The 17863-nt window shown below is 72.4% G+C and carries 15 protein-coding genes and 2 pseudogenes; 5 read left to right on the forward strand and 12 right to left on the reverse strand.

The features are described from left to right. Window positions 1-63: 63 nt before the first annotated feature. Window positions 64-447 carry an SH3 domain-containing protein gene (locus ACWF79_RS03515; protein ID WP_453726376.1) on the reverse strand — a complete coding sequence of 128 codons (384 nt, stop codon included), beginning with the start codon at window positions 445-447 and terminating at the stop codon, window positions 64-66. Between the two features lie 245 nt (window positions 448-692). Between ACWF79_RS03515 and ACWF79_RS03520 the strand changes: the two genes are divergently transcribed. Further along, complete coding sequence (locus ACWF79_RS03520; protein WP_453726589.1) at window positions 693-1220, forward strand: NUDIX hydrolase family protein; 528 nt, start codon at window positions 693-695, stop codon at window positions 1218-1220. Here the strand turns inward: ACWF79_RS03520 and map are convergent. From map to ACWF79_RS03545, 5 genes and pseudogenes are all read right to left on the reverse strand, one after another. Continuing rightward, window positions 1217-1996: a type I methionyl aminopeptidase gene (gene map, locus ACWF79_RS03525; protein ID WP_453726377.1), complete on the reverse strand. Its 780-nt coding sequence runs from the start codon at window positions 1994-1996 to the stop codon at window positions 1217-1219. The two genes, ACWF79_RS03520 and map, sit on opposite strands and share 4 nt — an antisense overlap. Window positions 1997-2068: 72 nt before the next feature. Continuing rightward, complete coding sequence (locus tag ACWF79_RS03530) at window positions 2069-2944, reverse strand: arginase family protein (protein ID WP_453726378.1); 876 nt, start codon at window positions 2942-2944, stop codon at window positions 2069-2071. Between the two features lie 88 nt (window positions 2945-3032). Further along, entirely contained in the window at window positions 3033-3965 is a 933-nt protein-coding gene (gene bla / locus ACWF79_RS03535; RefSeq protein ID WP_453726379.1) for a class A beta-lactamase, read from the reverse strand. 234 nt (window positions 3966-4199) lie between these two features. Then, window positions 4200-4637, reverse strand: a pseudogene (locus ACWF79_RS03540) (pyridoxamine 5'-phosphate oxidase family protein); the annotation flags it as partial. 24 nt (window positions 4638-4661) lie between these two features. Continuing rightward, a pseudogene (locus ACWF79_RS03545) lies at window positions 4662-5015 on the reverse strand (VOC family protein); the annotation flags it as partial. Between the two features lie 157 nt (window positions 5016-5172). Between ACWF79_RS03545 and ACWF79_RS03550 the strand changes: the two are divergent. Further along, window positions 5173-8046 carry a LuxR C-terminal-related transcriptional regulator gene (locus ACWF79_RS03550; RefSeq protein ID WP_453726380.1) on the forward strand — a complete coding sequence of 958 codons (2874 nt, stop codon included), beginning with the start codon at window positions 5173-5175 and terminating at the stop codon, window positions 8044-8046. Between the two features lie 101 nt (window positions 8047-8147). On the opposite strand, the gene ACWF79_RS03555 is transcribed toward ACWF79_RS03550, so the two are convergent. Both ACWF79_RS03555 and ACWF79_RS03560 read right to left on the reverse strand, forming a co-directional pair. Then, window positions 8148-9209, reverse strand: a complete 1062-nt coding sequence (locus ACWF79_RS03555; protein ID WP_453726590.1) for a methyltransferase — start codon at window positions 9207-9209, stop codon at window positions 8148-8150. A gap of 62 nt (window positions 9210-9271) precedes the next feature. Next, complete coding sequence (locus tag ACWF79_RS03560) at window positions 9272-10120, reverse strand: helix-turn-helix domain-containing protein (protein WP_453726381.1); 849 nt, start codon at window positions 10118-10120, stop codon at window positions 9272-9274. A gap of 186 nt (window positions 10121-10306) precedes the next feature. Between ACWF79_RS03560 and ACWF79_RS03565 the strand changes: the two genes are divergently transcribed. Together ACWF79_RS03565 and ACWF79_RS03570 are read left to right on the forward strand one after the other, a co-directional pair. Next, window positions 10307-10741 carry a VOC family protein gene (locus ACWF79_RS03565; RefSeq protein WP_453726382.1) on the forward strand — a complete coding sequence of 145 codons (435 nt, stop codon included), beginning with the start codon at window positions 10307-10309 and terminating at the stop codon, window positions 10739-10741. Window positions 10742-10895: 154 nt separating this feature from the next. Beyond that, entirely contained in the window at window positions 10896-12116 is a 1221-nt protein-coding gene (locus tag ACWF79_RS03570) for an FG-GAP-like repeat-containing protein (protein WP_453726383.1), read from the forward strand. A gap of 104 nt (window positions 12117-12220) precedes the next feature. Here the strand turns inward: ACWF79_RS03570 and ACWF79_RS03575 are convergent, their stop codons facing one another. The 4 genes from ACWF79_RS03575 to ACWF79_RS03590 form a co-directional block, all read right to left on the reverse strand. After that, entirely contained in the window at window positions 12221-12664 is a 444-nt protein-coding gene (locus tag ACWF79_RS03575) for a subtilase-type protease inhibitor (RefSeq protein ID WP_453726384.1), read from the reverse strand. 281 nt (window positions 12665-12945) lie between these two features. Beyond that, a complete protein-coding gene (locus ACWF79_RS03580; RefSeq protein ID WP_453726385.1) occupies window positions 12946-14586 on the reverse strand; it encodes a transporter in 1641 nt (546 codons plus the stop codon). Continuing rightward, window positions 14583-15431: an ABC transporter ATP-binding protein gene (locus tag ACWF79_RS03585; protein WP_453726386.1), complete on the reverse strand. Its 849-nt coding sequence runs from the start codon at window positions 15429-15431 to the stop codon at window positions 14583-14585. The genes ACWF79_RS03580 and ACWF79_RS03585 overlap by 4 nt, the downstream gene beginning before the upstream one ends. A 61-nt stretch (window positions 15432-15492) precedes the next feature. Next, entirely contained in the window at window positions 15493-16170 is a 678-nt protein-coding gene (locus ACWF79_RS03590; RefSeq protein ID WP_453726387.1) for a bifunctional DNA primase/polymerase, read from the reverse strand. 292 nt (window positions 16171-16462) lie between these two features. Here ACWF79_RS03590 and ACWF79_RS03595 point away from each other — a divergent pair, with 292 nt between their 5' ends. After that, the gene (locus ACWF79_RS03595) at window positions 16463-17845 is read left to right on the forward strand and encodes a transcriptional regulator (protein ID WP_453726388.1); all 1383 of its coding nucleotides are present in this window, start codon (window positions 16463-16465) and stop codon (window positions 17843-17845) included. Window positions 17846-17863 lie beyond the last annotated feature (18 nt).

Raw genomic sequence — 17863 nt, forward strand, 5'->3', positions numbered from 1 at the left:
ATCACGGCACGTCGGGGCGGCGGGGAGGGTGTCCCCGCCGCCGTGGTGGGCGCGGTGGGCGGATCAGCAGCGGTTGGGCACACCGCCGGTGCTGTCGCCGCTGAGGGCGATCGCCGTGACGTAGCCGTTCTGCTTGGGCCAGGTCCGGTCGATGAGCACCCACTTGCTGCTCGTGTACCCGGCGAGGGTCACGGTCTGGCCGTACGTCCAGCAGATCGCGCTGTAGGTGTTGCCGGGGGACACGTAGCTGAGGATCTCGCTACTGGTGTTCGGCTCCGCCCGGACGTTGGCCTGCAGCCAGGCGTGCACCTGGGTGTTCAGGACCTTCGGCGGGGCCGCCGGGGCCTGCGTCCTCTCGGGCTCGGCGGCGTGGGCGGCGGTGCCGGTCAGGGCGAGCAGAACGGCCGATCCGGCGACGGCGGCCGTCGCTGTCCATCGGGTGCGCATGGCTTTCCTTTCCGTGGTGGTGGAACGGGAACGCGCATCCGCATCCTCATCGGGGCGGCCGGTCAGCCGGAAGCCGATTCCCCGTCACTCTGGTGCGACAACGCGTCATGCTGCGCCGCTGTCGCGCGGCGGGCGGTGGCCGGACTTCGCCGGGGAGATGTCATGGCGGACGCCACCACTCGGCCGGGGGTACGGAGTTCCGGGACGGAACCGCCCCCGGAAAGTATGATCAAGCGATGTCTGACATGACCGAAACCACGCCCGGCTGGCTGACCACGGACGAGCTGGGCAGCGCTCGGGCGCGGATGCCGATCCTGTACGTCGAGGCCGTTCCCGTGCGCGTGGACGACAGCGGCGAAGTGACCAGCATCGGGCTGCTGCTGCGTATCGGGGCGGACGGAACGATCAGCCGCACCCTGGTGTCCGGCCGCGTCATGCACCACGAGCGGATCCGTGACGCGCTGCTCCGCCACTTGGAGAAGGACCTCGGGCCGGTGGCACTCCCGCGTGTCCCGTCCTCCTTGCAGCCCTTCACGATCGCCGAGTACTTCCCCACGGCCGGCGTCACCGCCTACCACGACCCACGTCAGCACGCCGTGGCCCTCGCGTACGTCGTCCCGGTGACCGGCGACTGCCGGCCACGGCAGGACGCCCTGGACCTGGTGTGGTTCAGCCCCGAGGAGGCCGCGTCCCCGTCCGTGCAGAACGAGATGCCGGGCGGCCAGGGCCTCCTGCTGAAGCAGGCCCTCGCCTACGTCGGGCACGCGTACTAGGACGCCCGCTTCGGCAGGGTGAGGATCTCGGCGCCGTCTTCGGTGATGGCGATCGTGTGTTCGCTGTGCGCCGTCCGGCAGCCGGTCGCGCTGCGGAGCGTCCATCCGTCGGCGTCGGTGACCAGTTGCGCGGTGTCCGCCATGACCCACGGCTCCAGGGCCAGCAGCAGCCCGGGGCGCAGGGTGTAACCGCGGCCGGGCCGCCCGTTGTTCGGCACGTGCGGGTCCTGGTGCATCGTCGTTCCGATGCCATGACCGCCGAACTCGGTGTTGATCGGATACCCCGCCTCGCGGAGGACCGTCCCGATGGCGTGGGAGATGTCGCCGATGCGCGCCCCGGGCCCCGCGGCGGCGATCCCCGCGGCCAGTGCGCGTTCGGTCGCGCCGATCAACGCGACGCTCGCCGGGGGCCGTGCGTCGCCCACGAGGAAGCTGATGGCGGCGTCCGCCGCGACTCCGCCCTTGGAGACGGCGAGGTCGAGTGTCAGCAGATCGCCGTCGGCCAGCGTGTAGTCGTACGGCCGCCCATGGAGCACGGCGTCGTTGACGCCCGTACAGATGTAGTGGCCGAAGGGGCCGCGTCCGAAGGACGGCGCGTAGTCGACGTAGCAGGACTGCGCTCCCGCCTCGACGATCATCGCCTTGGTCCACCGGTCGATGTCCAGAAGGTTCGTGCCGACCGTGCTACGGCTCCGGAGCGCCTGCAGGATGTCGGCGACCAGGGCGCCTGTGTCCTTCGCTCGGGCCAGCAGGGTGGAATTCAGGATCTCGATCACGCGGCGCCCTTCTCACCGAACCAATAACTATACCGTCCATACTGTACCGGTACGAGAATTGGTTTTTGGTCCTCAGGCCGCCGCCAGCGCCCGCCGCAGGCACTCCGCCAGGCGGACCGCGATGGTGCCGTCCGGGTCGAGCCGGGGGTTGAAGATCGTGACGTCGAGGCCGACGGCACGGTCGTCGGCCAGCGCCGTGGCGAGGACGTCCTCCAGCTCCGACCAGCTCAGACCGCCGGGCTGGCGGTAGTCGACGGCCGGCATGACCGCGTCGTCCAGGACGTCGACGTCCAGGTGCACCCAGAAGCCGTCCGCCCCGCCCCCGGTGAGCCGCTCGACGGCCCCCCGGGCGGTCGCGGCGACCCCGGCGGCGCGGACGTCGTCCAGATCGAGTGCGTACAGCTCCGGCGGCAGCGGCTGCATCCCGGCGGCGGCGGACTCGTCGGCGTCGCGGAACCCGAACACGACGACGTCCTCGTCCCGGACCAACGGCCCCCGCCCTTCGAGGTCGGCCAGGACCGTGGGCCCCCGGCCGGTGACGAGGGCGAGCTCCATCGAGGCGGCCTCGCCGGCCGGCTCGGCGGACGGCTGGTAGAAGTCCGTGTGCCCGTCCAGGAACAACAGCCCGTACCGCCCCTTGCGGCGCAGCGCGAGCAGGTTCCCGAGCAGGATGCTGCAGTCCCCGCCCAGCACGAGCGGGAAACGCCCCTCGTCGAGCACCGCGCCCACGGCGTCCGCCAGCAGTACGGAGTACCGCGCGATGCCGCCCGGGTTCAGCACCCCCGTCGCGGCGTCCCGCCGCGGGTCGTACGGCGGCGGCTCGACCCTCCCGCCCTGCTGGACCCCGGCAAGCCCGGCGTCCAGCAGGGCCTGGGGCAGCTCCTGCACCCCGGACGGCCGCAGCCCGAGCACGGACGGCGCTTCGACAACCGCCACGTCGATGGCCATACGTCCATGGTGACGCGGATACGACGAGCCCGCCGAGCTGTCCAAGCTCCTGATCTTTACGTCCAGGGCCTGCGGAGGCGGACGCCCCTCAACGCACGAGTTCCGCTGCCAGCAGCGCGGCCGTCCCGGCCACCAGCGGATGGTCGGCGGGCGCGTCCTGTTCCTGCTTGGTCGTCAGGACGGCCATCAGGATCGGTGAGCCGTCCGGCGTCCATGCGATGCCCACGTCGTTGTTGCCCCCGTAGCTCCCGCCCCCGGTCTTGTCCGCGAGGGTCCAGTCGGCGGGCAGGCCGGCGCGGAATCGCTCTTCGCTGGTCGTGTTGGCCAGCAGCCAGCCGGTGAGTTGTTCCCGGTCCGCAGGGGGAAGCACGTCACCGAGTACCAGGCGCGCGTAGGTCCCGCCGATGGCGCGGGGAGTGGTGGTGTCGGTCACCCGCCAGGGTTCTGCCGAGTTGAGCTCGGGCTCCCACCGGTCGAGCCGGGTCCTGCCGTCGCCGATCGAGCGGCAGAAACGGGTGATGGCGGTCGGCCCGCCCAACTCCCGCAGCAGCAGGTTCCCCGCGGTGTTGTCGCTGTGGCAGATGGTGGCCTCGCACAGCTCGGCGACCGTCATCCCGTTCTTGATGTGGGAGGCCTTCTCGGTGCACGGCGAGTATCCCGACCTCTCGACGTATTTCGCCGTGTACCGGATGCGCTCGGCCAGGAACTCGCCGTCGCGGTCGAGGTCGCGCAGGACCGCCGCTGCGGCGACCGTCTTGAACAGGGAACACATGGGGAAGCGCTCGTCCGCACGGTACGCCGCCGTCTCGCCGGTACGCATGTTGCGTGCGAACACTCCCAGCCGGGCGGAGTGCCGCTGCTCCAGCTCCCTCAGCCGTGAAATGAGGCCCTCCGCGCCGGCCGAGGCCGAGCCGGAGGCGTGCGCCTGCGCGCCGAGCGGCAGAACGGCGGACGATGCGGCGCCGGCTCCGAGGGCGAGCGCGGTACGGCGGGACAGGTGCGATCGGGGTGCGGTGGGCAAGGTCTCCCCTTTTCTCGACGTCTGGTGATACTGCGTCAACAGTGGTGCTGTCAGGTCGATTTGGGCAGTCGGCACGGGTGCGTCCGAGCTGGGTGTCCGGTCGCCGGCTCCCTGCCACCTTCACCCACCTCGTGCACGGCGGCATGAGTACCCGTACTCAGAAACTGCTCCCGAGCGAGCCCTCCGCGCCACCGGCGAAAAGGCGGTACGGGCGGCTCACCCGCCGGTGTCCGTTCAGGCGAGCCAGCGGCCCTCGCGCATCAGGTCGCGTTCGGCCAGCTCGTTCTCCTCCCGCCACGCCTGGATTCGGTGCGGCGTGACACGGAACCAGCGGTAGACCGTGGTGAGTGCGCGCGGGTCGAAGCCGGTGCGCTCGGCGAAGCGGTCACCCTGCTCCCTGGGGAGGGCATCGATGGCGTGGACCTCGACCGCGCCGTCGATCATGGTGACGTCGCGGGTGGAACCGAGTGCGAGGCGGACGGTCCCGGCGGCAGCCAGGTTCCTGCCGGTCGGGCTGTCCGCCGGGGTGGCCACCCACAACGCCCGGCCGTCCCAGTCGAAGGACAGCGGCACCAGGTACGGCGCCCCGTCGACGGAGGCGGTGGCCACCCAGACGTCGACGTCATGGGCGAGCCGGTGCTCGGTGTCGAGACGGCGCCGGGCGCGGGAGCGAGCAGTGGTGCCCGCCTGGTCCTGCCGGTCCTGGAGGAGGCCGAGGACGTTGCCGTCGGGATCGGCGACCGTGGCCACCAGGCGGCCGCCGCCGACCTCGTGCGCGGGCTCGGTCACGGCCGCGCCTGCCGCGACCGCCGCGACGAGCGTCGCCTCGATGTCCGGCACGTGCCAGTACGCCACCGGCGAGGTCATCGCCTGCGGCCCGCCACCCGGCACCAGCCCGATGTGCTGTCCCGCGGCCTCGAAGCCGACGTAGTACGGCGCGTCGTGGCGCGGGGACACGCCGAGCAGGGCCGCGTACACCGCCTTGGCCCGGCCCAGATCGGACACCGGGTGGAGCACGGTCTTGATTCCCGAGGTGGACGAGCCGGGCATGGGCGCTCCTGAAGTCATGTCGAAGTCGTGTGCCGTCACAGCGTCCCGCCCGGCACGACCGGCCCACATCCGTGGTGACCACGGAGACGACCACGGAGAGGACCGGAGACGCTCACGGAGGCAGGAGCGCGAACGAGCGTGCGACAGAATGGGGGCCATGGCACAGGCAGCGGACATCTCGCCTCGCGAGAGTGAGGTGCTGGAGCTGGTCGGAGACCATTTCAGCAACGCCGAGATCGGAGCACGGCTGTACATCTCGGTGCGCACGGTGGAGACCCATGTCTCCTCGCTGCTGCGCAAGTTGGGGGTACCGGACCGGCGGGCGCTGGCCCGCCGCGCGTCCGAACGCTCGCGCACCGAGGGCTCGCGCTCCGACCGTTCCCGCCCGGCACCCGCGCTGCCGACGCGGCTGACCTCGTTCATCGGCCGGGCGGGCGAGCGGGCCGCCCTGACCGCGATGCTGGGCGAGCACCGACAGGTGACCGCCCTCGGCCCCGGCGGGGTCGGCAAGACCCGGCTCGCGCTGGCAGTGGCCTCGGACGCGGCCGACGAGTTCGCCGACGGGGTGTGGTTCGTCGACCTGGTCCCCGTCACCGACCCCGCCATGATCGCAACCGCGGTCGCCGAAGCCCTCGGCCTCGGCGAGCAACTGGGCCACGACATGGCCCAGTCCGTGACCGCCGCGCTGGCCGACCGCCACGCCCTGCTGGTACTGGACAACTGCGAGCACGTCATCGACGGGGCCGCACTGTTCCTCGAACGCCTGCTGGCCGCCTGCCCCCGGCTGAGGGTGCTGGTGACCAGCCGGTCACGGCTGATGGTGCCGTTCGAGCGGGTGTACCCGGTCCCGCCGCTGTCTCTCTCCCCGGCCCTGTCGCCGGCCGGCGACGGCGGGTCGGACGCGGTCGCACTGTTCACGGACAGGGCGCAGTCGACGGGTCGGCCACTGGATCCTTCCCTGCACGATCAAATCGCCGAAATCTGCGCCCGGTTGGACGGCATGGCGCTGGCGATCGAGCTGGCCGCCGCCCGCTACCCCACGCTCGGTCTGGACGGGATCACCGCCGCCCTGGCCCACCCGCTGCGCATGCTCACCGGCGGCTCCCGGGCGGAGGACCGGCACCGCTCCGTACGGGCGGCGCTGGACTGGAGCCACAACCTGCTGGACTCGGCCGACCGGGCGCTGCTGCGCCGGGTGTCGGTGTTCGTGACACCGTTCACCGCCCGGGCTGCGGCACAGGTCGCCGCCCTCGACGTGGCAACCGCCGCCGACGGGCTGGCCCGTCTCGCCGAACAGAGCCTGCTCACCGCCACCCTCTCCCCGGACGGCACCCGCTACCGCGCGCTGGAAACGTTGCGCCAGTACGGCGCCGACCGCCTCACAGAGGCCGGCGAACTCGACGACACCCGGGCCCGGCACCTGCACTGGTGCCTCGACCGAAGCGCCGACCTCCAGGTGCCGGGAGCGGACTGGAGGGCCCGGTTCGACGAGGTGGCCGACGAACTGCGCGCCGCCCTCGCCTGGGCGCAGAGCCGTCCGGAGCAGCGCGCCGACGCCTACCGCCTCGCCCGCGGCACGGCCGAGCTGGCTTTCACCCGCCATCTGATCGGGGAATCCCAGCAGCGCTACGAGCAGGCTGCCGCCCTCGCCGTCGCCCCGGCCGACACCGCGTCGATGCTCCGGCACGCGGCGGCCGTCGCCGCCTGCCGCCTGCACGGTGACGACATGTACCGCCTCCACCGCGCGGCCGCGGACGTCGCACGCCGAGCGGGCGACGACGCCTCGGCCGCCCGTGACCTGGCCGCCGCCGCCAGCAACGCCTACCGGTTCTCCAGCAAGTTCGTACGCACGCTCCCGCCGCAGGAAGCCGACGCGCTCATCACCGAGGCGCGGGACCGGGCGGGCACCGACCCCTCCGCCCGGGCGGCGGTCGCACTGGCCGAGGCCGGACGCGCCCTCACCCAGGCGATCGGCGCCGCGCAGAGCGCGGGCGACACCGACGCCGCTTCCGCTGAAGCGGCGAGCACGGCCGGCGGCTCCGGCGGTACGACCGTCCAGGAGGCGATCGCCTCCGCCGAACGAGCGGTCGAACTCGCCCACCTCGCCGCGGATCCGCTCGCGGCGCCCGCCGCCCTCGACACCCTGGCCGGGGCGTTGAGCTGGGCCGGGGACGCCTTCGCGGCGGCGGCGACGGCGCGGCGCCGGGTCGAGCTGGTCTCGTCCGCACCCCACGGCCCGGCCGGTACGCACGAGCTGATCGAGGCGCTCGGCGAGGCCGCCGAGGCCGCCCTCGGCGTGGGAGACCTGCCGGGCGCCCGCCATTGGGCGCGGCAACTGGCGGAACACCCCCAACTGGCCGAGGTCGGCCACCGCGCCACGGGCCGGCTCCTCGTCGCCGCCGCCCTGGCGGGCGATGCGGAGGAGGCACTCACCGCCGGCCTCCGCTTCCGCGACGCCTGGCAGCGGGCCGGCAGCCCCGCCCGGGCGGTCCTCGGTCCGCCCGCGGCAGCGATGGCGACGATCCACGGACTGCGCGACGACCAGGAAGCCCACCGCGACTGGAGCGCGCTGCTCGCACAGGTCGACCCCTCGCCGTGGAACACCTCCGGGTACGGGGCGGTCTTCGACGCGATCCTCATGCTCCACCAGGGGCGGCCCCGGGCAGCGCTGGAACGCACGGCCCCCGAACCCGCACAGGTACGGCAGTGGACCACGTGGATCTGGCTCCACTGGTACGTGGCACTCCGCGCCGAGGCCGCCGTGCTCGCCGCCGCTCCCGACGCCGCCGCCCGCCTGGCGGAAGCCCGGACCGCCGTGGCCGGCAACCCCGTCGCCACCGGCCTCGTGGAGCGCGCGGCGGCTCTGCTCGACGGCGACGGGGACCGGCTGATCGCCGCCGCGGGCGCGTTCGACGCCGCCGGCTGCCGCTACCAGTCCGCGCGCACCCTGATCCTCGCGGGCGGGGAGCACGCCGCCCGCGGCGCGCGTGCGCTCGCCGACCTCGGCCTCGCTCCGACGGCCCTCCGCTAGCCGCGCCACGCCGCGACGGCCGCGCCGCGGCCGTCGCGAACGACAGCGGCGACACAGCGGCCCCGGTTCGCGTCGGCCCCCGGCCCGGTGCGCGCTCGTGGTCAGCAGGCCATGGCCTCGATCAGGGAGAAGGGAGCCGCCTCCACAAGCGGGGTCACCGACACGACGGACAGTCCCGCACGGTGGCACACCTCTTCGAAATCCTTGCGGGTACGTTCCCTCCCGCCCAGGTTCACCAGCATGTTGAGGTCGCTGAGGTAGGTGATACCGCCGTCTGCGGCGTGCGCGGCGGCGCCGGTACCGACGACTTCGGGAAGCACCGGCTCCACGATCAGGACGCGGCCGCCGGGCGGCAGTACCTCGCGGCAGTGGCCGAGGATGGTGACCGCTTGATCGTCCGACCAGTCGTGCAGGACGCTCTTGAGCAGGTACAGCTCCGAGCCGCCGGGCACGGAGCGGAAGAAGTCGCCTGGGGCCAGGGAGCAGCGGTGCGCCACCCCGTGCCGGTCCAGTGTCTTCGGTGCCTGGGCCAGGCCGTCCTTGGTGTCGTGGAGGACGCCGGTGAGCGCCGGGTGCGCGGCGAGTACGCCGGCCAGGACGCTCCCGTCGCCGCCGCCGACGTCAGTGACCGAGGTGAAGCGTCCGAAGTCGTAGGCGTGCGGCAGCGCGGCGGCCGTCTCCTCGGAGGCCTGGCTCATCGCCGCGTTGAAGTCGGCGGACAGTTCGGGGTGTCGGCCGAGATGGCTGAAGAAGTCGGTGCCGAAGACGGCGTCGAACGCGATGCCGCCGGTGCGGACGCTGCTGTCCAGGCCGTCCCAGGCCCGCACGATCGCCGGGTCGGTGAACATCCGGGCGAACGAGACGAGCGAGTCGGGGCGGCCGGAGTCGAGAAGGGCGCCGGCGGTGGTCACACGGAACGCGTCGGGTTCGTGCTCCTCCATCAGGCCCAGGCCGGCGAGGGCGCGCAGCAGCCTTGTCATGGGCTGGTGCTCGGCTCCTGCGTCGGCGGCCACCTCGGCGGCCGGCCGCCGGCTGTCGCCGATCAGGTCGAAGACTCCGAGCCGCAATGCGGCGCGCAGAGTCTGCGAGGCCATGCTGCCGAAGGCGAGCTGGACGATCAGACCTCGGTCGGCCATGGCCTCTTGGGGAGCAGCTGTGTCCATGGTGCTCACGGATGACTTCCTTCGTGGTCGGGATGGGTGGCTGTGATGTTCGGTGGTGAGGGTCAGAGGCCGGCCAGGGCAGCGGGTGTGCACCCGGCGAAGGCGAGGACGTCGCGGTGGAGGTGGGACTGGTCGGCGTATCCGTGCGCCAGGGCGATGTCCGCGGCGTTGCCACCCGCGCGCAGGGCCCGGGCGGCCTGGTCGAAGCGGACGAGCATGGCGGCGCGCTTGGGGGTGAGGCCGATCTGGGCACTGAACCGGGACCACAGCCGCTTGCGGCTCCACCCGCAGGACGCGGCGAGGTCGTCGACCCGTACCCGACCCCCGTGCGCCACGATCGTGTCCCACACACCGGCGACCTCGGGTGTCATCGCCGGGCCCCGGGCCGCCCGGCGGGCGAGGAACTCGCCGACCAGCATGAAACGTTCCTGCCAGGCGGTGGCGGCGGCCACCCGTTCCCGGAGCTGCCGTTCCTGTCGCCCCCACAGCTCCTCCAGGCCGACGACCGTCCCCTCCAGTTCGTGCGGCGACGCACCCAGCAGCGCGTAAGCGGCGCCGGGCGACAGGCACATCTCGATGCACTCGACGTCCTGGCCGCGGATCCGCGCGGGACCGGGCGACAACGAGGCGACCAGGCTCGGATGAGCGTCCGGGCTCGTCGAGGACCGTAGCGCGGTGCCGCCTTCGACCGTGAACGGGTCGTTCCCCAGACCAATGACGACGACCACGGCAGGCTGGGGCAGCACCCGCAGGTCCAGTGCCCGCCCGACGCGATTTCGGAAGCCGGCCATCTGGACACCGGTAACGGCGTACGCGCCGCTGGGCCGCGCTACTTCCCACTCGCTGTCGGCTGTGACGCCGCCCTCGGAACCAGGGTCCACGGCCTCGGCATCCACTTCGTCGCTGTGCATGCCTCTACCCTGACGAACCCGGGCTGCTCCGTCTTGGAAAAAAGTTCCTTGGGCAGCGGTAGCCAACTCCCCGCCCACGCCGTCCGGATTGTCGGCGGGCAGAAGGTGGTGCCCGACCTGAGTACGGCGCTGCGCGGCGTCAAAAAAGGACGACGTGGGGAACCGGTCCCTTGCTAGGGTGCGCCGATGTCGTCGATCAGGCAGTTCCAAGTCACCTTCGACTGCGCGGAACCCGAGCGCGTCGCTCGTTTCTGGTGCGAGGTGTTGGGCTACGTCGTGCCGCCGCCGCCGACGGGGTTCGGCACGTGGGACGCGTACGAGCGCTCCCTGCCTCCTGAGGAGCAGGGTGCGTGGTTCGCGTGCCTGGACCCCTCCGGTGTGGGCCCCCGGCTGTACTTCCAGCGCGTTCCCGAGGGCAAGGTCGTCAAGAACCGGGTGCATCTCGACGTGCGCGTCGGCACCGGGCTCGTGGGGGACGAGCGCCTGGCCACACTGGAGGCCGAATGCGCCCGCCTGGTCGCGCTCGGCGCGGTGTGCGTACAGGTGCTGCGTGCCGACGGCGTCAACGAGTCGTGCATCGCCATGCAGGACGTCGAGGGCAACGAGTTCTGTCTCGACTGAAGCGCCGGCTCACCCGCCGAGGGGACGCGGGGCGGCGGCTGCCGGAACTTCGACGCCGGCGGTGCCCCGCCTGACCGACTGTCCGTGGCACCCTGTACCGTCCCCTCGCCGCGCGCCGAGCACGTCCGCGCGCCGCATCTCGGAGGGAAAAGCAATGCGTACATCCTGGCGAAGACGCCTGACCACCGCGGCCACCGCTCTGGGGCTCACCTCGCTCGGGCTCCTGGGGGCGAGCACGCCCGCGCAGGCGGCGATCAGCGACTGTCCGAAGGGCTACTTCTGCGCCTGGGAGACGACCTGGGGCACGGGCGCGATGTTCAAGACGAACGTGAGCAAGGCGACGCTCGGGTCCTGGGACAACAAGTTCGACGCGGTCGTCAACCACACGTCCAAGTACGCCTGCCTCTACGACGAGCCCAACTACAGCAACGCAGGCGGCACCAGCATCTGGGAGCCCGACCCCGCGGGTACCGAATGGGGCTACGCCTCCTGGAAGGCCGTGAGCTCGGTCAAGCTCGTCCCCACGAAGCGGGAGTGTTACCAGTCGGCCTACCCCGAGTGGTACTCCGCGGTGGCCCCCACGGCAGCCGGCTTCGGTGACATGAACGGCGACCGGCGGGCGGACGTCCTCGTCCGGGACGAGGCGGGCCGACTGTGGTTCCTGCCCGGAGACCTGTCCGGCCGGATGGTCGGCACGGGCGGCTGGAACGCGATGAACGCGCTCGTCCGGCACGGCGACTTCAGCGGTGACGGCCGTGAGGACGTGATCGCACGTGAGGCCTCGACCGGGACACTGTGGCTGTATCCGGGTACGGGGTCCGGTGCCCTGGGCACGCGGAAGCTGCTCGGCAGCGGCGGCTGGAACGGCATGACCCGCCTGACGGCGTTCGGTGATCTCTCGGGCGACGGTCGCAGCGATGTGGTCGCGGTGGAGAAGTCCACAGGGAAGCTGTGGCTCTACCCGGGCACGAGCTCCGGTGGACTCGGTGCGCGCAAGCTGCTCGGCAGCGGCGGCTGGAACGCCATGAACGCCCTGGTCGGCGCCGGTGACATGAACAAGGACGGCGTCTCCGACCTGGTCGTCCGCGAGGCGTCCACCGGCAAGCTCTGGCTCTACCCGGGCAGGACCGGCTCCTTCGGGCCCCGTGAGCTGATGGGCTCCGGCGGCTGGAACGGCATGACCACGATCCTGGCTGTGGGCGACTACGGGGCGGACGGCGCCCCGGACCTGGCCGCCGTCACCAACAGCGCGTTCGTCAGCGCCGAATGCCGGGGGGTCGGCTGCATGGTCCTCTACCCGGGAACCGGCACCGGCCGCCTGGGGCAGAGCCAGCCGCAGGGCTGGGACTGGGCCCACCTCAACGGCGTCTTCTGACCCGGTAGGCAGGATTCCTCCCGATCCGGTGAGGGCGGGGTCGCCCCCGCCCTCACCGGCCGACGTGCTCGGGTCGGTTTGCCCGGGACGGCGTCGCGCGTCGGTCAGAACGCGAACACCGTGTTCCTGGACATGCCGACGTTCATCTCGCACGTGTTGCCGTACGTGGCCGACCAGGCGACCCGCTTGCCCTGCCAGATGCCCTCGCCGGTGACTGTGACCGGGTCCCAGATGCGGGTGCACGGGGTGCTGGTGTTCAGACGGATCAGCAGGCCGAAGTCGCCGTCGACGGCGCTCAGTTCCTCGCAGGCCTGCTCGGGCGCGGGGTGGGTGCCGCCGGGCGTCGGGGCGCAGCTCAGGGTCACGGCCCGGTCGACCTGCGCCGTCGTCGCGGAGTCGCCCTTGGCGACGGCGAGGACGAGTGCCGACGGTGCGTACAGGCCCGTGGGTTCGGCCTGCGCGGGCGCCGGTGTCGCCGCGACGCCGACGAGGGCGAGGCCGGTGGCGAGGGCGGTGGTGAAGGCGGTGTCACGGAGCGGGTGACGCATTGGGGTGTCCCTTCGAGACGGGTGAAACCTGATTGCGCCCCGGAGTCTTGTCGACGCGTAGGGTGATCGCACATCCGTCGCACCTTTCCGGTCACGACCGAACGTTCGGCCTGCTGAGGCGGGGTATGCCCCCCCGGCGAGAGCGCTCCACACGCGAGTGGTCCAACCTCGAACGACCAACTGACCTGCGACTATGGAAAATTGGTTCGACTTTGCAGGACTCCGGACGAGGGTGCTTCGTCCGGAAGCCCGCGTGCGGCCCTCGAAGTCCCGCGCCGTGCCTACCCCTTGCTGACCGCCGTCAGGATCTCCGGCAGTCGGCGCGCCGTGCGCGGGGCCGCCAGCTTGAGGCCGCCCCACAGCAGCAGCGCGCCGTACAGCGTCCCGATCGGCAGCAGGATCCAGCCCAGGGACGTCTCGTCCGCGGTGTTGAGGTAGATCACCGCCGCGATCACGGGGGCGCACAGGGCCCCCGCCGCGAGCATCCCGCCGAAGATCGAGATCCACGCGATGCCGCCCTGCCCCGGCGCCACGTTCTTGTACGCGCTGTCCTGCGGGATCGAGTACGGGAAGAGGGCCGAGGCCAGTGCGCCGACCGCGAGCATCGCGCCGAGCAGCGCGAAGGCCAGGCCCAGCGCGGCCGGCAGCGAGGACCAGGCACCCGACACGACCGCCGTGCCCGTGGTCACCAGGACCGTGAACGGAACGGTGATCAGCAGCAGCGTCAGTGCCCGCGCCCGCAGTTCGGCGTACGCGTCCGCCGCTGTGGAGATCGTCTGCGCGACCATCCAGAACGCCGAGGTGTCCTGCCCGAACTGGTTGTACATCAGCATGCCGAGCATCCCCGAGGCGAAGCAGGCCCAGTAGACCGAGCCGGCGCCCTGAAGCGCGTTGAACAGCGGCACGATCGCGCCGATCGCGAGCGAGGTGATCCAGCTCGCCTTCGTCTTCGGGTCGCGCCAGATGTAACGCAGGCTGCGCTCCATCACCGTTCCCGTACGCCCGGCCGGCAGCAGCCGCCCGAGCAGTCCCGTACTCTCCCGGCCGCTGCCGGAGTCCGAGGCCGCGCCGATCGTCGAGCCGTCCGGTGCCGTCATCAGCTTCACCAGGCTCCGCTGCCACCAGTACAGCAGCGCCCCCAGCGCGAGCGCCGTCAGCAGCAACTGGCCCACCGCGCGCACGTGGTCGCCCCTGCTCGCCGACTCGACCGCGGCGACCGCCGAGGCGGGCGGCAGCCAGCTCACGACCGCCGTCGCCGGTTCGAGCGCCGACAGGCCTCCGGAGCGGCTGAGCCGCTGCGCGCCGAAGTTCACCACCTGGATGCCGAGCGCGATCACCAGACCGCTCAGCACCGCCAGGTCACGCCCCTTGCGCGAGGTCAGCAGCCGTACGTTGGCGGCGGCGACGGCCCGCGAGAGCGCCACGCACACCAGGACCAGCAGCGGCACGGCGAGGACCGCCACCACCACTCCCGCCGCGCCCCGCGCGAGCGCGAGGGCCGTGCCCAGGCCGACGAGCAGGGTGAACCCGGGGCCGATGCCCACCAGCGAGGCCACCAGGAGCGACCGCACCAGCGGGCGGGGGCGCAGCGGCAGCATGACGAGCCGCGACGGGTCGAGCGTCTCGTCGCCGCCGTCCACGAACAGCGGCATCACGGTCCACGACAGCGCGAGGAAACCGGTCAGCAGGATCGCGATCGAGGCGGCGTCCGCGAAGCCGCGCAGCAGGACGAAGCCCAGCAGCAGCGCGGCCCCGAAGAGGGCGGAGAAGACGATCGACGTCACATAGACGGCGGTCCGTCCGGCCGACTGCCGCAGCCCGTTGCGCAGCAACGACAGCTTGAGCCGTACGAAGACGGAGGTCAGGGAGTCGGGTGCGGCGGCGGTGGTCATCGGGCCGCCCACCCGCCGAGCCGTGGTCATCGGGCCGTCCCCCCGCCGAGCCAGTCCAGGGAGTCCCCGGCGGCGTCCCGCCCGTTCGCGCCCACCAGCTCCAGGAACGCGGCCTGCAACGACGGAGCGTCGCCCCGTACGTCCGCGAGCGGGCCCTGCGCGCGGATCTGGCCGGCGGCCATCACCGCGACCCAGTCGCACAGCGACTCCACCAGCTCCATGACGTGGCTGGAGAAGACGACGGTCGCGCCCGAGGCGGTGTACCGCTCAAGGACGCCCCGGATCGTCTGCGCGGACACCGGGTCGACGCCCTCGAACGGCTCGTCCAGGAAGAGGACGTCCGGGTTGTGCAGCAGGGCCGCGGCCAGGCCGATCTTCTTGCGCATACCGGTGGAGTAGTCCACGACCAGCTTGTTCTGCGCGCCCGCCAGGTCCAGCACGTCGAGCAGCTGCGCGGCCCGCTTGTCGACCTCGGCAGCGGGCAGCCCCCGCAGCCGCCCGCTGTACGCGAGGAGTTCACGGCCCGAGAGCCGCTCGAAGAGCCGCAGGCCCTCGGGCAGGATCCCGATCCGGGCCTTGACCTCGGCGACCGACTCCGGGTCGCGCCACACGTCGTGCCCGGCGACGAGAACGCGCCCCGCGTCCGGCCGGAGCAGGCCGGTGATCATGGAGAGCGTGGTGGTCTTGCCGGCGCCGTTGGGCCCGACGAGCCCGATGAACCTGCCGGCGGGCAGTTCGAGATCGACGCCGTTCACGGCGATCTGCTGCCCGAAGCGCTTCCACAGCCCCTCGACGCGAACGGCGGGCACCGTTCCCGGTCCCCCGGGGGCGGTGCCCGCCTCTGCGTAGTATCCGTCAGATGCCTGGTCAGGCATGGTGCGTCAGCCCTTCGGTCGTCCCCGTACTGCGTACGAGCACACCCTAAAGGGCCACCTCTCACGAGCGCCGGGCCCGCGCTGCCGCCGCTTCCCGTCCGCAGGCGTACGCCAGCGGGCTGATCAGCTCCTCGGCGTCCGGCAGCCAGCGGTTGGCGGGGGTCGGCCGCCGCGCCCACTGCACCGCGCCGTGCCCGCCGACCCGGGTGGGCGGCGCCGCCACGTAGAAACCCTCGCCGCGCGTGGTCAGATCGATCGAGGCAGGGGTCCAGCCCAGCTTCCGTACGAGATCGGGGACCTTGGTCGCGGCGCCCGGCAGGACGAAGAAGAACATCCGGCGCTCCGGCGTACAGGTCACCGGGCCGAGCGAGAGCTCCATGCGCTCCATCCGGGCGAGCGCGAGGAAGCCCGCCGATTCCGGCACCTCGATCGCGTCGAAGGTACGGCCCGTCGGCAGCAGGATCGACGCCTTGGGCTGCTTCGACCACATGCGCCGCGCCCCGACCGCGCTGCCGGTCGCCTGGGTCGACCAGTCGGGCCTGGCCGGATGCGCGCCGGGGGAGACGCACGCCTCCGCCCCGCAGGAGCACCGCTCCCGGCCCTCGACCGCCTCCAGCCAGGTCCCCGGGAACACGTCCCAGTGCCGCTCTTCCGCATACCGCACGGCGCTGTCCAGCAGCTGCTCGCCTCGCTGCTTGGGGATCTGTGCGGCTTCCGTGACTCCGATGGTCTCTTCCACGGTGAACTCAACTCCCGCCGTCACCTGGGGTTACGGGCGGCGGGTCGCGCGGTGTGGAGCATCGATCCTGCACGACGGGGCGCATGGGTGCACGGACGGGGGCGCGCGTGGGGCCGGGGAGCGGTGGTGGGGTAGCCAGGGGTGGGGGTGTCGGCCGCGCCCCGCACCAAGGGTCCCTGAAAGGGGCCCGTGGCCGATGCGTCCGGTTTCGCGTGTTCACATCGGCATTGACCGGATATCCGCCGGGCAGTGATCAGTTCTCATCGATCACTCACGGCCTCAGGGGGTAGTCATGTCAGCCAGGCCACTCGTCGCCCGTCAGCCGAACGAACGGCTGCAGGCGCTCATTCAGGAGGCCGCGTGTTCCAACGCGGGCCTCGCCCGCAGGGTGAACATGGTCGGGGCCGAGCGCGGTCTCGACCTGCGGTACGACAAGACGTCGGTGGCGCGCTGGCTGCGCGGACAGCAGCCGCGCGGGCGGGCGCCGGGGATCATCGCGGAGGCGCTGGGCAGGAAGTTGGGGCGCACGGTCACGATCGACGAGATCGGGATGGCGAACGGCAAGAACCTGGCGGCCGGTGTCGGGCTGCAGTTCGCGCCGACGGTGCTGGGCGCCATCGAGCAGGTCTGCGAGTTGTGGCGCAGCGACGTGGGGCGCAGGGACTTCCTCTCCGGGTCGACGGTGGCGGCCTCCGCGCTGGTGGAGCCGAGCCGGGACTGGCTGATCACGGGCGCGGACGCGCACGTGGCCCGGTCGGCGGGGGCGCGGGTCGGCGTCTCGGACGTGGAGGCGGTCCGGGCGATGACGGCGGCTTTGGTCGACCTGGACCGGCGGTTCGGCAGCGGGCATGTGCGGCCGGTGGTCGTGCACTATCTGAACAGCGTGGTGGCGGGGCTGCTCTCGGGTTCGTACCGGGAGGCGGTCGGCCGGCAGTTGTTCGCGGCGGTCGCGCGGCTCACGGAGCTGGCCGGGTACATGGCGGTGGACACCGGGCAGCCGGGGCTCGCCCAGCGGTACTACATCCAGGCGCTGCGGCTCGCGCAGGCCGCGGGGGACCGGGCGTACGGGGGGTATGTGCTGGCCGCGTCGATGAGTCATCTGGCGGCCGAGCTCGGCAACCCCCGGGAGATCGCGCAGTTGGCGCGGGCGGCGCAGGAGGGCGCGCGGGGGAGGGTGACGCCGAGGGCGGAGGCGATGTTCTTCGCGGCGGAGGCCCGGGGACACGCGCTGCTCGGGGACGCCCACTCCTTCGAGGCGGTCGCGGGGCGTGCCGTACGGGCCCTGGAGCGGGCGGACCCGGAGTCGGGCGACGACCCGTCGTGGATCGCGCACTTCGACCACGCGTACCTCGCGGACGAACTGGCCCACTGCCACCGGGACCTGGGGCAGGCGGAGGCGGCGGCGCGGGCGGCCGAGGAGTCGCTCGACGGCCATCCCGAGACACGGGCGCGGCGGCGGGCGATCGGTCTGGTGCTGCTCGCCTCGGCGCAGGTGCAGCGGCGGGAGGTCGAGCAGGCCTGCCACACGGGCACGCGGGCGCTCGAACTCCTCGCGACGCTGCGGTCCTCGCGGGGGGCGGAGTACCTGGACGACCTGAAGGAGCGGCTGGAGCCGTTCGAAGGCGAGCCGGTGGTACGCGAGTTCGGGTCGAGGCTCGCGTTGCACGCGGCGTGACGGCCCCCGCGAGGGCGG

This window comes from Streptomyces sp. NPDC054975, from assembly GCF_053609105.1.